This window comes from Streptomyces sp. NPDC060232, assembly GCF_042726555.1.
Classification (GTDB): domain Bacteria; phylum Actinomycetota; class Actinomycetes; order Streptomycetales; family Streptomycetaceae; genus Streptomyces.
On the sequence record NZ_JBHXAG010000017.1, the window covers coordinates 90,238 to 103,746 of the forward strand.

Consider the following 13,509-nt stretch of genomic DNA (forward strand, 5'->3'; position numbering starts at 1 on the left):
CGGCACAGACGGGCGCCCGAGGCCTACGGTCTCGTACGGTTCGACGGTCACGCGGCCCCCTTGAAGGCGGTGGCGCGGCGGCGAGCGGCCGGGCGGCGCGGGCCGACCGGGATGACGTTGAACAGCTCCGGCGCGTAGGCCTCGATCACCTCGGCGGCGACCCGGCTGACGTCATCCGGCAGGTTGGGGTTCTCGGCGAGGATGTCGCGCGCCGCGGCCAGCCGGGCCGCGCGCTCCTCCTCGGTCTCGCCCTCCACCCCGAGCCACAGCTCAACCGGGGTTCCCAGGGCCAGTTCCACGAAGTCGTTGGCACTGACGGCCTCGTGGCCGCCGATGTACGTACGCATGAATGCACTCCTGAATCGGAGGGTCAGGGAGAGCCACGGCGGCGGGCGACCTTGGTGGGGAGTCCCACCGCCGGGCAGAGAAACGTGCTGATGGAGCTCCAGCTCCCCGCACCCCGCCCGTACGAGACGGGCGGGGGAGGCAACCGGCGCGGCCGGCGTGACCGCGGAAGGGTTGGGGTTGCGCTGTACCTCACGCGGAAGACCCGCGTGGCCGCCTACTTGGCCGAGGAGAGGCGGCGTGATCCCCATTCAGTTGTCAAAGAACCGGCGCTTCCTTAGAGCCCTCTCAGGCCCTCCGGGCACACGTCCGTCCAGGTCAGAGCGGCCGTAGCCGTCCCTAGCAGCATGAGATACATGCTTGAACGTGTATCTCACGATGGAGCGCTCGATTGCGGCTGTCAAGTCCTTCGCTGCTTTCGGGCCCTCCTGGGGCGTGACATCAGAGTGGCCCAGACCCCCGGGACGAAGTCACCACGTCCCTGGACGACTTGGGACGTCCTCGATAGCGTTCGGGGAGTCGAGTACGTCCCTGGACGTCCCTGGGAGCTGGGATGGCGAACGAGCGGTTACGGTCGGCGATGCTCACGCACGGCGTCACGGTCGAAGTCATGGCCGAGCACGTCGGCGTGGATCCGAAGACTGTGGAACGGTGGATCACCCAAGGGCGGGCACCGTACCGCCGTCATCGCCTCGCGATAGCCGCTTACCTGCGCGAGGACGAGACCTACCTCTGGCCGAACGGTCTGCCAGAGGGGCAGCGCCAAGACGCCGCCGACGCCGAAGTCCTCAAGGTGTACCCGCACCGCTCCTACGTCCCGCCCGAGCTCTGGCTCCAACTCTTCGGCCGAGCCGAGCGGGAGATCGGGGTGTTGGTCCACGCCGGCGTGTTCCTCGCCGAGAACCCACGCTGGCCGCAACTGCTCCGCCAGAAGGCGGCAGCCGGTGTCCGTGCCCGCATCCTTCTGGGCGATCCGGACAGCCCGGAGGTTCAACGGCGAGGACAGGAAGAAGAGATCGGCGAGGGAGTGGCCTACAAGGTGCGGGAGGTGATGAAGCTATACCGCCCGCTGTACGGGGTAGCAGGCATTGAGTTCCGCATGCACCGGTCCACGCTTCACAACTCCCTGTACCGCTCGGACGACGAATGGCTGGTGAACACCCAGGTCTACGGCGTGAGCGCGCCCTTGACCCCGGTCTTGCACCTTCGTCGTGTCGCGGGCGCCGAACTGGCCTCGACGTACCAGCAGAGTTTCGAGAAGGTCTGGAGCGAAGCCGTTCCCATCGAGAGGTCCCCATGAGTCGCCGCACCGACTACTTCAACGACCCGGACGCCCCCAAGGCCAACAGCATCGTGCCAGCGGTGACGGCTTTCGTCGTGAACGACAACGGCGAAGTTCTCCTCGAACGGCGCTCCGACAACGGCCGCTGGGGCATGCCCGGAGGAGTTCAGGAGGTCGGCGAGAACATCGCGGGCACGGTCGTGCGCGAGGTCTTGGAAGAGACCGGCATCCACGTTGAAGTGGTCGGGCTGGTGGGCATCTTCACTGACCCCGGCCACGTCATCGCGTTCGCCGACGGCGAGGTTCGACAGGAGTTCTCCCTGTGCTTCCGTGCCCGGCCGGTCCGCGGCGAGATCAAGGTCAGCTCGGAGTCGTTCGCCGTGCGATGGGTGCCTCGGTCGGAGCTGGACGAGCTGGACATCTCCCCGACCACGCGTCGGCGCCTGAATGAAGGCTTCCGAGATGTGTCGATTCCGGTGATCAGCTGAGCCGAGCCGCCAATGCCTCGGCCTGCCGCTCCCGGACCCGGTCCACCCGATTCAGCAGTTCCGGTCGCGCCGCCGACACGGCCCGGAATACGACGTGGTCCGGCCCGTACCGCTCCAGCACCTCGGCGAGCCGTCGGGCCGGGTCGACCAGATCTCCGACTGGACTGCTGGTGAGGTCGCAGTAGGTGATGGCGTCGACCAGCTCAGGCTCTGCCGGCCCGAACTCGGCGAGCGCATCGGCCAAGCCGAGCTCCGAGGCTTCCCACGGCGAGGACGTGTGGAACGCGACGATGCTGCACAACCGCGGGTCGGCTCCGACCACGTCCCGCAGGTACCGGGCGCCGTCAATCATGTGCTGACCGGTGTCCACCGCCTGCTCGGCATACCCGACGTCGTGGGCGATGGCTGCGGCCGCCAACAGCTCAGCGTCGGCACCCAGCGCCGGCGCCAGGGTCAGGGCCTGCGCGTACACCCGCTGCGAGTGAGCCCACCGCCGCGGCAGGTCTTTCGCGAGCAGAGACTCGGTGAGATTGTGAGCCCACTTGGCCAACTGCATGTCCAGCGCCTCCGAGAGAGTCAGAACCAGGAGTTTTAGCTTCGGTGTTCAGGAGGAGGAACAAACGAACCGCCCCACACCGTGCCGAGCCTCAACATGCCCAGCGGTTTCTAGCTCGCGCACCGCTCGGCGCACGGTCCCTCGGGCGACCGCGTACGTCTCGGCGAGCGCCGCCTCACTCGGCAGTCGGGTGCCGGCAGGAAGCTCCCCACGCTGAATCTGCCCCAGCAGATCATTCATGATCCGCTCGTACGGCGCGGGCTCGGCGCTCCCGGCCACCGCCCGCCCCACACCGGCCACGGACTTGATGTCGCCTGCGTCTTCGAGGGCCCGGAGCGCGCGCCGCACGGTCGTACGCGCCACGCCGAACTCCCGCCCGATCTCCGCCTCGGACGGCAACCCGTCGACGTAGTCACCAGCAGCGATCCGCTCGCGCAGCACCTGAGAGATCACCTGATACGTCCCACGTGGGCTGGGGCTCGGCACGCACTCCTCCTTCATCCACGGTCGCAGTCCAGCTTCGCACGCTCCGTCTGGGGGTAGCGATCCCCATCCGTTGCGATGGCGGAAGGTTGTGACGTTGTCCCCGAATACCCCTATAGCGGCGCACTCAGCGGCGGCGCAGTGTCGCGACAGGCCGCAAACCATGGTCCGACCTCATGGCGTCCGGCTTCTACCGAGGTACTTGAACCCGCAGACGCCGCTGTAGCAGTGTGCGTGGCGCATGCACGTCTGCTGATCTGATAGGCGCGGGTAAAATTCCTTGCTAACGATCAGCGCGTGACCATTCTACGCCTGAGGGAAATGACTGATTCTCGTAGCGACCCAGAATCCATTTCGTCTCGCCAATATGCGATCTCGATCGGGCGAGATGTTTCCGTTTCCAGCTCATCCATTCGAACTTCAATTGTTCGCGACCATTCTCGGCTCGTGACGATCAGGACCGCTTTCCCCAGCTCTCGGGGGATGAATGCGGCGCGAACGAGATCTTCTTCGGAGAAATTGCGCATTCCAGCCTTTGTGTAAACCGCGATCACTCCCTCTGGTGTGTCGATCGTCGCGTCCGCCCCAAAATCTCCCGGGCCATCGGTGTGCCTCACCCTGGGTGTGATATCGCGCAAGGCGTGTACGACTTCCCGTTCGTAGAGGTGGGGACTCGCTGAACGGCGTGAGGCGAAATGCCACCTAGCTTTTTGGTCCTCTTCTGCACGATTTTCCAGCGGGACGATCTCGTTCGCTATGGAGTCATTGAGTAGCCTCAATGACTCCTCGATTAGACGTCGCGTGAGGCCAGGGTTGAGTTCATCCAGGCCTATCGCCGTGAAACGACCAGTGCGGAGCACTGATATTTCCTTATGTTGGTCTGCCGGGAACAGGATGGATGTGTCCCACGTGGCGGTGAACGGTGGATCGATTCGAAGGCTATAGAGGTAGATCTCCCACTCTACCCTGACCCAATGCCATAGGGAGTCGCCGATGCTCCTGCACTCAACGGTACCCATTGACTTGAGCCTAGAACCCAAGCGCACGTCTTCAGGTATTTCTTTGGTTGGCCTCATGCCATGCATGGGAGCGAGCCTTCTCCATGCCGCACGCGTCACAGTCGCCAATGACGTGTCGCTCTCAAGGCGATGCTTGAGTGCATCTGCGATTCCGTCTGCCGGGGTCTCTTCCTGGGTGAATTCACGAAGTACTTCTTGAATGCTCGGGAATTGCTTAATGCGGGCAGATTCTGTACCTAGATCCACATTGAGAGGGAAAGGCCATGCCTCTGGCTCGCCGAAGTCTGATGTATTGTTTGTGATGAAGGAGATTCGAGCCTTCGGATGCTGCTTCATATAGTCGAGAATGGAGAACCAGACGGCGACGTCTCGCCCGCCGGACTTATTGGTTTTCTCCATCTTTGCGGGTCTCATGCATGCAGCTTCGCGGAGTACTGCCGCTTTGAGGGCGGATTCGCTAGTTGGGATTGTCGCGAAGACGTCGGCATATTGCTCACGCCAATGGTCGGCGAAGACTTCTTCCTTGAATTCAGGAACTGGTCCTGACAAGTTGGGTTCGAGGTTCGCGAGTTCCTCGTGGCGTTTGAGCATCAATCCGAAAGCGCGTTGGTACTCGTAGAGTTTGTGTGCTGTCAACTCTTCGAGTACGACCCAAGGGACCCTGATGTCCATGCCTGTTTTTCTCAGCATTCGGATCAGGTCGGCTTGACTGCCGTGGGGATCAAGGTCGTGTACGGCGTTTGTGTCAAGGATGATCACATCGTTCACTGCGCCCCCGGCGTCGCGTCCAGTTGAGACTTCTGACCCGCTCGATGGCCGGGCAGGCTGTTCCCTACCGCATGATGTCAAGGTCAGAGTGGGTTCGGGGAGCATCTCTGAGTATTTGCTGGAGCGCTTGTGAGGGTCCCTGTAGAGCAGCCGTGCGCCTGCCTTCCTCGCGCCTGTCAAGGACGTGGCCGGGCGGCTGCTGTCCGGGGCTTGATGCTGCCTCACAGAGTTGATCGGCACGAAGGAGCTTGTTCGGGTGCCTACTGGCAGGCGTCGGGCTGGGCCGTCCGTGGGCCGTCCGTGGGCCGTCCGAGGGTGGCTGAGGGCGACTCGCAACGGCCATGGACGACCCCCTTCCCGCCGGCAACCTGGAGGTCAGCGAGGGGCGACGCATGCCGGGGGAGGGGCGGCTCAGTTCCTCCGCAACAAGAAGCAGGAGTGGGAGGAATACCGCTCGGAGGTCACCGCCTTCGAACTCCGCAAGAACCTCCCGGTGCTGTAACTGACAGGGCACCCGAACTCCGGGCCGGTGGTCGACGACCACCGGCCCGGAGTCGTTCGTGCGTGCGGGGATCGGCGCCCAGGGCAGGCGGCGCGGGCGCGGGGAGGCCGGGCACACACGTCCGCGTCACCTTGGTCTGAACGTGCAGGCAGGATCAGAGCGCGGTACCGCCACACCGCTGCGTAGTCTCCCCGCATGGGCCCCCTAGGGTCTGTATCGAGTTGCGCCGCGGGGCGACTCGATACAGACCCTAGGGGTTACGTGACGCGGTCGGTGGTTTCGTGACGCCCGTACGGTCCGCCGCGGCGCCGCCGTCACCTGGACCGGACCTCTGGTCCTTCCGTCGGGCCCGGTAGGCGCGCGAGCGGCAGCGGGGTGAGCAATGGCGGGGCGGACGCCCACCTGCCCGGCCCGGACCCGCGGCGGGCACGGGCATCGCCCCGCCACAGCCGGGGCACCCGGGGCCGACTGCGAGCCCACCGGCGACGGGCGCGGCCTGCGCGGGCGCGGCCTGCGCGGGTGCGGCGGCGTCGGCCTGGGCGGGGCGGTCCGGGTGGTCGGTCAGGCCCTGGCGTTCGGCGATGACCCCCGCCTGGAAGCGGCTGTGCGCGCCGAGCCCCTCCAGTAGCTCGGAGACATGGCGGCGGCAGGTGCGCAGGGAGATGCCCAGGCGGCGCGCGATGGATTCGTCCTTGAGCCCCTTGGCGAGCAGTACGAGGATGCTCTGCTTCATCGTCTTGGACACGTCGTGCGCGGCCTGCGGCCCCGTCGCGAACGGCGCGGCGTTCTCCCAGTCCCGCTCGAAGACGTCCAGCAGATAGGCCAGCAGATCCGGTTCCCGGATCAGCAGCGCACCGCCCGACCTGGCCGGTAAAAGGGCCAGCGCCCCGTCCACCACGATCATCTGCGGCAGCACCTCTGGCAGCGTCCGGATCTCGGCACCCGCCCCGATGAGCTGCTCCGCGTGCAGCCGCGTGGGTTTGTCGAACCGCGTCGCGTGCTGGTAGAGGCTCCGCATCCGGATGCCGCGCCCGAGCAGGGCCAAGTCGCGCGGCAGCGCCTCCCGCAGCGCCGCGGGCGGGAACGAGCCGCCGTGCTTGGAGACCAGCACCTCGCTGCGGCAGGAGTCGATCACGTCCGACAGCAGCGAGCGCACCGCCAGCTTGTCCGGCAGGTGGTCGATGGTCCCCTGGGGGAAGACGTGCTGGCGGGCCTGGAGGTAGAGCGGCGTCAGCGCAGCCAGTCCGTCGCGCTGCAGCTGGATGCGCCGACGCTGTTCCCGCAGGGCCTCCTCCTGCGTGCGCAGGGCGGTGTCGCGGTCCGACAGCAGTTGCGCGCTGGCGGCCTGGGGGCTCACCGGCTGCCAGCCGGCCGGCTCCTGCGCCCCGTCGGCGGCGGGGAGTTCCGTGAGGAGGCAGGAGTCGGTGAGTGACCGTACGGCGGCCGAACAGGCCTGCCGGCTCATTCCGGTGTCGGCGGCGGCCTGCGCGAGCGTCGCCGGGGTGAGGCGTTCGTGGACGACCGTCCACCGGTAGAGCAGGACGGCCGGGCTGTCGAGGCCGGGCACTTGGGCCCTCGTGCCGGGTCCGCTTTCCGTCTCCATCGCATGCCTCCTAAACGTGCCTGGCAGGATCATGATCCCTCTTCGTGGATGCATGTGCCATCCACCCACTGGCAGGGTGGTGGCCACGGCAGGGACGGGCTTCCCGACCAGGAGCACCGCCCGCCGTGGCCGGACTGTCGCCGAAACGAGGGGAATCGACGCCATGCGCGCAATCGTGGTGCGGACACTGTTCGCGGTCGTACTGAGCACGGGGATCGTGTGGGGCGCCGCCGCCGCGGCCACCGCCGATGTGCGCCGGACGACGGTCGACGACCCGTCCGGCGGCGGGCACGGCAACAAGCAGTGCCTCGTGACGACGGCGTGGGGCGACTCCTGGTGCCCTCGCAAGCCGCTCGACTGAGCCGCCCGGGAGACCGGGTGCGGGGGCAGCGGACTCCATCCGCTGTCGGTTGGGTGGTTGTGGGCCCGACCCGGTCGCCAGAGGGGCGCGTCGAAGGACGCGTCCGGTTTCCCGTGGGCCGCCGTACGCGGCCCACGGCTCGGATCAACCAACGGAAAGGTGTTCCCCGTGCGCTTCGCCATGCCCCGAACCACCCCCCGCAGAATGGCCGCCAGTCTCTGTGCCGCCGCCGCCCTCGCGGCCGTCTCCTCCGGCGCCGCGAGCGCCGAGGAGTACCGGATCTACGGCGGCTCGTACGCGAGCTACGCCCAGTGCAACCAGGCCGGTTCGCTCACCGTGGGCCTCGGCCTGTACAGCCGCTACGAGTGCAACCCCAACGACAGCTCCAGCCGCTACCTCCTCTGGTACGTCGACTGACGGACCGCCCGCCCGGCCCCCGCCTCCTCACACCACCCACCCCTTCACGCCCCTCACACCGAAGGATGTCTTGTCGTGTTTATGTCTAGAAGCGCCCGTGTCCGGTGGACCGCCTCGGCCGCCCTCCTGGCCGCTCTGGCCGGCGGCGCCACCGCACTCGCACCCGCCGCCCAGGCCGCCCCCGCCCCCGGCGGCGCCTCCGCCCAGTCCGCCGAGCGCAGCACCAGCGTCATCTTCGCCAACAGCACGGGCCGCCAGCTGCTGCGCACCGGCTCAGGTCTGGACCACGGGTGTTGGTCCCGGGACGGTCTGCCGCCGGACGCCATCGCCAAGACCGTCTCCGCCTCCTGGAGCAGCGAGTCCTGCGGGTTCGCCACCGGCACCGAGGGCCACGTCACCTACAACATCGCCGGTACGGCCAAGGACGTGACCATCCGCTGGAACAACCCCTACGCGGGCAGCAACTCCTACAGCTGCGACGCTCCCGAGGGCTATGACTGCAGCCGCTCGGGCGGCGGCGGGAACAACGCCACCGTCAACTTCGCCCTGACGGCGAAGTCCACCGCCCGGGTCGCGGCCCTCTCACAGGCCGGATCCCTCGCGGTCACCCCCGTGCGCAGTGTCCGCGTGACGGTCGTGAACCAGTCCGGCGCCCTGCTGGCCCGGACCGGTGCGGGCCTGGACCACGGCATCTGGAGCGGCGACAACCTGCCTCCTTCGGTCATGAACAACGGTGCGACGGCGCGCTGGCAGAGCGAGTCCGACGGCTTCGCCACCGGGACGGAGGGCTCGGCCGAGTACCAGATGTCCGGCGGCGGCAAGGTCGTCTTCCGCTGGAACAACCCCTTCGCCGGCGGCAACTCCTACGACTGCCAGGTGCCCGCGGGCCACTCCTGCGCCCGGGCAGGCGGCGGCGGCAAGAACGCCCACGTCGTCTTCACGGTCAGCTGACCGACCGACCAGACCGACCGTCCGCCCCGCACGTCACCGGCATCCACCAGAATGAGGTACACCCCGATGCGCAAGCCCCTCGTCGCGGCACTCCTGTGCCTGCCACTGCTGGCCGTGGCCGCTCCCGCGGCCCAGGCCGCCGACCACCGGCCCGAGGCCGCCCCCGTCTCCGCCCTCCAGGTCCCTGTGCGCACGATCAGCTGGGACCTGACCTCCACCCATGCCAACACCCTGCGTGCCCGCCACTCGGACTTCATCAGGTCGCTGCGCAACACCGGCTCCATGGTGGGCGGCTCCGGTTCGAGCGCGGTCTGGGAGACCAGCCGCGGCAACGAGGTCATCGCGGTCAACGTCGCCTACATGTGGCCGGAGAGCGGAGAGAACGTCAGGCGGACGGTCACGCTCTACCTCACCGCCAGCGACCTTTACCTGCGCGGCTTCTCCACCGGCAACGCCGGCAACGTCGTCCAGTTCAGCCAGGTCGGGGAGCAGCAACCCTTCGACCTCGGCCACGCCCTCGGCCGCAACGCCATCGTGCTGCCCTACAGCGGGCGCTACGGCGGCAACCACAGCCTGGACCACGGCTCGACCGAGAGCAGGCAACTGTGGCTCACCCCGAACGGGGTATGGGGCAACATGAACGTCCTGTGGGAGTTCGCCCGCGAAGGCGGCAACGCGAACGCGATCCGCGACGACCTGGTCGCCGCCATTGCCCTGACCTCCGAGTCGGCCCGCTTCCGCAACATCGAGAGCACGGTGCGCCAGGCCCTCGGCGGCGGCGCCTCCCTGACCGCCCAGCAAGCCGCCGAGGAGAACGACTGGGGGCGGGGCTCCCGGTGGATCTACCAGGAGCGCAACGGCTCTCGTCCGACGCCGACCGACATCGGCGGCGCCACCGTCACCACCTACGCCGAGGCGACGCACTACATCGCCATGCTGCGCAGCGACCAGAGGTAGCGGCGGGCGGCGCACCGTCCCGTACGGACCCGTACGGGACGGTGTCGTGCGGACGACTCGGCGGGGCGGGCGGTGGTCGGTATCGTGCTCGACCGGCTGCCCGTGGCCCTGCACCCCCGGCCCTAGGGGCGCACAACGGGGGGCGTGCAGGGGGCGCGAGTTGTAGAAACGATACAGCCGCGGCATTGGAGTGAACTGCCGTTCCCGGCGGTGCCCCCAGGCGTTGGACCGGCCGACGCGCACATCGACCAGCGCGTCGTCGTTCCACAGATCCTTAGGGGAGTCATGCGTATTCGTTCTGCTGTCACCGCGTCCGTCCTGGCCGCGGGCATCCTGCTGGGCGGGGCCGGTGCCGCTCTGGCCAACGACGGGGTCGACATCGACTACTTCTCCGGCGGTCGCGCGGGCTTCTCGTCGAACTGCTCCTCGCTCGCCGCGGTGCCCGCCACCAAGCCGGCGTTCACGGGCCCGATCTACACCTCCACCTGCCTCAAGGACGGCGAGCGGGAGTGGGCGAAGGGCAGCCACCTGGGTGCCTGATCCGGCGGCCCGCGCCCGGGGGCGGACCGACGGCGACGTCGGCCGCCCCCGCGGCGTTCCCGGACCACTTGGGGAGAGTTTTGCCCGACAAGCCGCATGTGATCGGCCCGGCGTGTACAGGCGGACTGTCGGAATCCCCCACCCCGAAGCCCGGAGGACCCGTGCATGGCCGTACACGCCGTCAGACCGCTCACCCGGGCGATCCCCGCCCCCGAACGCGTCTGGTACGCCTCCTACGGCTCCAACATGCACATGGACCGCCTCGCCGCCTACATCGCCGGCGGCATCCCGCCGGGGGCGACACACGCCCACCCGGGCTGTCGCGACCGGCGCGCGCCCGAGCGCTCGGTCCCGGTCGAGCTCGACGGCCGCCTGTACTTCGCCACCGAGTCCCTGGTGTGGACCGGCGGACGGGGCTACTACGACCCCAGCGCCCCCGGCCGGATCCGCGTGCGGGCACACCTGGTGACCACCGGCCAGCTGTCCGACATCGCCGCGCAGGAGATGGCCCGGGAACCGGGCGCGGACCTCGACCTCACGACCGTCCTGCGGGACGGCCGCCACGCCCTCGGCCCCGGCCGGTACGAGACCCTCGTCTGCCCGGGCACGATCGACCAGATCCCCGTGGTGACCTTCACCGCGCCGTGGACCCTCGGGGACGTCGAGCTGCGCACGCCGTCCGCCGCGTATCTGCGCCACCTGGCCGCCGGCCTCCTGGATTCCGGCCCCTGGACGGCACAGGACACCGCCGCGTACCTGTCTGCTTGCCCCGGCGCCGCCGGCACCTGGACCCCCGACCGGATCCACACCCTCCTGACGGCCGCGCCCTGACGCCCGGGCCGGGACCTGACGCCCGGGCCGGGACCTGATGCCCGGGCCGCGCCCTGACGCCCAAGCCGGATCCGAAGACACGGCCTGGGCGTCAGCGGACCGCCCGGTGCCACGTGGGGCGGGTGGGGGTGGCGGGGGTCGTGGTGGTGTGGAGTTCGGCGTCCAGGCCGAGGACCGTCGTGGTGGCCGTGCCGTCGGGTTCCTCCACCGCCGCCGGGGCGCCCGCGAAGAGCATGCCGGATTCCGCCCAGGCCGGCGGGCCGCCCAGGCCCGAGGTGCTGACCGTGCCGCTGTCCGCGCGGCCCGCCACGTGGCGGCCCGCCGCGCCGACCGCGCCGTAGCCGGCCCGGCCGCCCGCCTCCGTCACGGCGGAGACCCGGGGCCTGGTCGCGGGCACCGCCGTGACCACGGCGGTGCGCACCACCCCCGAGTCGGGCCGCCGGAAGTACAGGCGGACGCCCGCGCCGTCCGGGGACGCCGTCAGCGGGATCGTCGTGGCCGGCAGGCCCGTCGGCGAGGGTCCGCGCAGGGGGCCGTCCGCGTCGGCCTGGGTCCAGGCCAGCACCGATGTCGTGGTCGTCGCGTACACGTGGCGACGCCCGGCGGAGTCGACCGCCGTGACCGGGTCGCTCTGCAGGTCCTCGCCTCCCAGCCGCTGCCAGGGCGAGAAGCCGCCGTCCGGCTGCTGGACGGCGGCGCGCAGCGTGCGGCGGGAGTCGCGGAGGTAGACGGTGAGCAGGCCCCGTCCGTCCACGCCGGCCGCGGGCGCGCTGATCGCCGAGGTGCCGTCGTCGTCGCCCTTCTCGGGGGTGCCGAGCGACTGCCACGGGCCGAACGCCCCGTCGGGCGCGCCCTGGACGGCGTACACGACCTCGCGCCGGTAGTCCGAGGGGGCGGGGCCGAGGACGGTGCGGGTGGCGAGGACGGCGACGCGGCCGTCGGGCAGCCGGGCGGCGGTCGCGCCCGGGTCGATGCCCGTGCCCGCGAGGAAGACCGGTCGCTCCCAGTCGCCGGCGGCGTCCCGCGTCCAGTACGCCATGCGGCCGTCCAGCACCGTGAACGCCCAGAGGCGGCCGGGCGTCCCCTCCGTCAGCCAGGAGGCGTTGTCGGCGCGGGTGTAGCGCAGCGACTGGGCCCAGTTGCGCCCGGTCGGGTTGCCCGCGACCTTGCGGTCGCCGCAGCCCGAGGGGCTGCCGCAGTGGTCCTGGCGGTCCTGCCAGGCGTAGGTCCGCAGGTAGCCGGTCTTCGTCTCGGCGGTCTGCGGGTCCAGCGAGTGCGGGAGCGTGCTGTTGTGGTAGCCGAGGTAGCTCTGCACCGAGAAGTGCGGGCGCCGCTGCACCTGTTGGGCGTAGGCGGCGGTGGCGGCCTGCACGAAGCGGGCGCCGTACATGTGGTCCTGGTGGTCGGTGTAGCGGCCCTTCTCGCCGTACCGGCCGGGCGTCGGGTCCTGCATCCGTATCGTCGTGGGCCGGTACTGCTCCAGGACCCCGGCCATCGCCTGTATCAGCTGGTCCTTCGTGTACGAGAAGCCCTGCCTGACCGGGGTCCCGGCGGTCAGCTGGGACTCCAGCGCGGGTATCCGGCCGTTCCACAGGCCGCGCAGGCTCTCGGGGGTGTCCTCGCCGGTGCTGCGGGCCTCGCGGAGCATCAGCCACACCAGGTTGACCTGCGGCTCGGCTATGAGGACGTCGACCTCGGCGCGGCCTCCGCCGGCGGTGGGCACGACCGTACGCCGCCATGCGCTGGTGCGGTCGCCGGTGGCCATCTGGGCGTAGGCGGAGCGGATGCCGTTCTGCCGTGCCTCCGCGTAGTGGGCGCGGTCGGCGGGCTGTGCGGGGTCCTCGGCGGCACCGCCGTGCGCCTCGTTGCGGCCGTCGGACTCGCCCGACGTGAGGTAGGCGGTGGTGACCTGGGTGCCGGAGGCCAGCGAGCGGCTGAGGTCGGGGTTCATGAAGAACAGGTCGTCGTCGGGGTGCGCGACGACCTGGACGACCGACCCGGAGGTGACGCTCGCGGGCTGGACGGCGGTCGGGTTCTTCTCCTGGGCGGCCCCGGCGGAGGTCTGCTGGCCGGAGGCCACGGAGAGGATGGAGAGTACGCCGGTGGTGCCGGCTGTCAGCACGGTGAGCAGGGCCGCGAAGCGGCGACGGGTCACGGGCATCGGGCACGCCTTGGGTTCGTTCCGGGCAGGAGGAATCGCTGAGCAGTCAGAGAGAGGCCGAATCGGTCAACTTGGTTCACCGAAGCGGCTGATGGCTGCTGCCTTCCGGAGAAGACCGGGTAAGTGCCGCCAAAGTGGAGGCAACTCGTCCGGCCCGGGCGTGCCGAGGGTGCCGGCTGTTATGGGGCCGCCCGGTGTGACGGGTGCTGCGGGTGCTGCGCGCCGCCTGGTGTGGCGGGTGCTGC

At 69.4% G+C, this 13,509-nt stretch carries 14 protein-coding genes and 1 pseudogene; 9 read left to right on the forward strand and 6 right to left on the reverse strand.

The features are described from left to right. Positions 1 to 47: 47 nt before the first annotated feature. On the reverse strand, positions 48 to 347 hold the full coding sequence (locus ACFWFZ_RS23840) for a hypothetical protein (protein ID WP_387124827.1): 300 nt from the start codon (positions 345 to 347) through the stop codon (positions 48 to 50). A gap of 551 nt (positions 348 to 898) precedes the next feature. Here ACFWFZ_RS23840 and ACFWFZ_RS23845 point away from each other — a divergent pair. Together ACFWFZ_RS23845 and ACFWFZ_RS23850 are read left to right on the forward strand one after the other, a co-directional pair. Then, a complete protein-coding gene (locus tag ACFWFZ_RS23845; protein ID WP_387124828.1) occupies positions 899 to 1,645 on the forward strand; it encodes an XRE family transcriptional regulator in 747 nt (248 codons plus the stop codon). Then, entirely contained in the window at positions 1,642 to 2,115 is a 474-nt protein-coding gene (locus ACFWFZ_RS23850; protein ID WP_387124829.1) for an NUDIX domain-containing protein, read from the forward strand. The genes ACFWFZ_RS23845 and ACFWFZ_RS23850 overlap by 4 nt, the downstream gene beginning before the upstream one ends. Here the strand turns inward: ACFWFZ_RS23850 and ACFWFZ_RS23855 are convergent. From ACFWFZ_RS23855 to ACFWFZ_RS23865, 3 genes are all read right to left on the reverse strand, one after another. Next, positions 2,108 to 2,671 carry an HD domain-containing protein gene (locus ACFWFZ_RS23855; RefSeq protein WP_387124830.1) on the reverse strand — a complete coding sequence of 188 codons (564 nt, stop codon included), beginning with the start codon at positions 2,669 to 2,671 and terminating at the stop codon, positions 2,108 to 2,110. The genes ACFWFZ_RS23850 and ACFWFZ_RS23855 overlap by 8 nt on opposite strands. Positions 2,672 to 2,719: 48 nt before the next feature. Further along, positions 2,720 to 3,157: a GntR family transcriptional regulator gene (locus ACFWFZ_RS23860; RefSeq protein ID WP_387124831.1), complete on the reverse strand. Its 438-nt coding sequence runs from the start codon at positions 3,155 to 3,157 to the stop codon at positions 2,720 to 2,722. A gap of 287 nt (positions 3,158 to 3,444) precedes the next feature. Next, positions 3,445 to 4,941, reverse strand: a complete 1,497-nt coding sequence (locus ACFWFZ_RS23865) for a PIN domain-containing protein (RefSeq protein ID WP_387124833.1) — start codon at positions 4,939 to 4,941, stop codon at positions 3,445 to 3,447. 415 nt (positions 4,942 to 5,356) lie between these two features. Here ACFWFZ_RS23865 and ACFWFZ_RS23870 point away from each other — a divergent pair. After that, positions 5,357 to 5,443: pseudogene (locus tag ACFWFZ_RS23870) on the forward strand (glutamine synthetase); the annotation flags it as partial. A gap of 250 nt (positions 5,444 to 5,693) precedes the next feature. On the opposite strand, the gene ACFWFZ_RS23875 reads toward ACFWFZ_RS23870, so the two are convergent. Next, complete coding sequence (locus tag ACFWFZ_RS23875; RefSeq protein ID WP_387124834.1) at positions 5,694 to 7,046, reverse strand: LuxR C-terminal-related transcriptional regulator; 1,353 nt, start codon at positions 7,044 to 7,046, stop codon at positions 5,694 to 5,696. A 163-nt stretch (positions 7,047 to 7,209) separates the two neighbouring features. Between ACFWFZ_RS23875 and ACFWFZ_RS23880 the strand changes: the two genes are divergently transcribed. The 6 genes from ACFWFZ_RS23880 (at position 7,210) to ACFWFZ_RS23905 (ending at position 11,103) form a co-directional block, all read left to right on the forward strand. Continuing rightward, the gene (locus ACFWFZ_RS23880; protein WP_387124835.1) at positions 7,210 to 7,407 is read left to right on the forward strand and encodes a hypothetical protein; all 198 of its coding nucleotides are present in this window, start codon (positions 7,210 to 7,212) and stop codon (positions 7,405 to 7,407) included. Positions 7,408 to 7,611: 204 nt separating this feature from the next. Then, the gene (locus tag ACFWFZ_RS23885; RefSeq protein ID WP_387124836.1) at positions 7,612 to 7,824 is read left to right on the forward strand and encodes a hypothetical protein; all 213 of its coding nucleotides are present in this window, start codon (positions 7,612 to 7,614) and stop codon (positions 7,822 to 7,824) included. Positions 7,825 to 7,905: 81 nt separating this feature from the next. After that, positions 7,906 to 8,775 (forward strand): Crystal protein ET79, encoded by an 870-nt coding sequence (locus tag ACFWFZ_RS23890; protein WP_387124918.1) that lies wholly within the window; start codon positions 7,906 to 7,908, stop codon positions 8,773 to 8,775. 66 nt (positions 8,776 to 8,841) lie between these two features. Beyond that, a complete protein-coding gene (locus ACFWFZ_RS23895; protein ID WP_387124838.1) occupies positions 8,842 to 9,732 on the forward strand; it encodes a ribosome-inactivating family protein in 891 nt (296 codons plus the stop codon). 285 nt (positions 9,733 to 10,017) lie between these two features. Next, on the forward strand, positions 10,018 to 10,272 hold the full coding sequence (locus tag ACFWFZ_RS23900) for a hypothetical protein (protein ID WP_387124839.1): 255 nt from the start codon (positions 10,018 to 10,020) through the stop codon (positions 10,270 to 10,272). Between the two features lie 165 nt (positions 10,273 to 10,437). Next, positions 10,438 to 11,103 carry a histone deacetylase gene (locus ACFWFZ_RS23905; protein ID WP_387124841.1) on the forward strand — a complete coding sequence of 222 codons (666 nt, stop codon included), beginning with the start codon at positions 10,438 to 10,440 and terminating at the stop codon, positions 11,101 to 11,103. A gap of 91 nt (positions 11,104 to 11,194) precedes the next feature. On the opposite strand, the gene ACFWFZ_RS23910 is transcribed toward ACFWFZ_RS23905, so the two are convergent. After that, a complete protein-coding gene (locus tag ACFWFZ_RS23910) occupies positions 11,195 to 13,264 on the reverse strand; it encodes a PIG-L family deacetylase (protein ID WP_387124842.1) in 2,070 nt (689 codons plus the stop codon). Positions 13,265 to 13,509 lie beyond the last annotated feature (245 nt).

Bases quoted from the DNA above. Each gene is read 5' to 3' on its own strand.
- ACFWFZ_RS23855 (WP_387124830.1), bottom strand. From the start codon at position 2,671: ATGCAGTTGGCCAAGTGGGCTCACAATCTCACCGAGTCTCTGCTCGCG.
- ACFWFZ_RS23850 (WP_387124829.1), top strand. From the start codon at position 1,642: ATGAGTCGCCGCACCGACTACTTCAACGACCCGGACGCCCCCAAGGCC.
- ACFWFZ_RS23905 (WP_387124841.1), top strand. From the start codon at position 10,438: ATGGCCGTACACGCCGTCAGACCGCTCACCCGGGCGATCCCCGCCCCC.
- ACFWFZ_RS23840 (WP_387124827.1), bottom strand. From the start codon at position 347: ATGCGTACGTACATCGGCGGCCACGAGGCCGTCAGTGCCAACGACTTC.
- ACFWFZ_RS23890 (WP_387124918.1), top strand. From the start codon at position 7,906: ATGTCTAGAAGCGCCCGTGTCCGGTGGACCGCCTCGGCCGCCCTCCTG.
- ACFWFZ_RS23910 (WP_387124842.1), bottom strand. From the start codon at position 13,264: ATGCCCGTGACCCGTCGCCGCTTCGCGGCCCTGCTCACCGTGCTGACA.
- ACFWFZ_RS23845 (WP_387124828.1), top strand. From the start codon at position 899: ATGGCGAACGAGCGGTTACGGTCGGCGATGCTCACGCACGGCGTCACG.
- ACFWFZ_RS23875 (WP_387124834.1), bottom strand. From the start codon at position 7,046: ATGGAGACGGAAAGCGGACCCGGCACGAGGGCCCAAGTGCCCGGCCTC.
- ACFWFZ_RS23880 (WP_387124835.1), top strand. From the start codon at position 7,210: ATGCGCGCAATCGTGGTGCGGACACTGTTCGCGGTCGTACTGAGCACG.
- ACFWFZ_RS23895 (WP_387124838.1), top strand. From the start codon at position 8,842: ATGCGCAAGCCCCTCGTCGCGGCACTCCTGTGCCTGCCACTGCTGGCC.
- ACFWFZ_RS23885 (WP_387124836.1), top strand. From the start codon at position 7,612: ATGGCCGCCAGTCTCTGTGCCGCCGCCGCCCTCGCGGCCGTCTCCTCC.
- ACFWFZ_RS23900 (WP_387124839.1), top strand. From the start codon at position 10,018: ATGCGTATTCGTTCTGCTGTCACCGCGTCCGTCCTGGCCGCGGGCATC.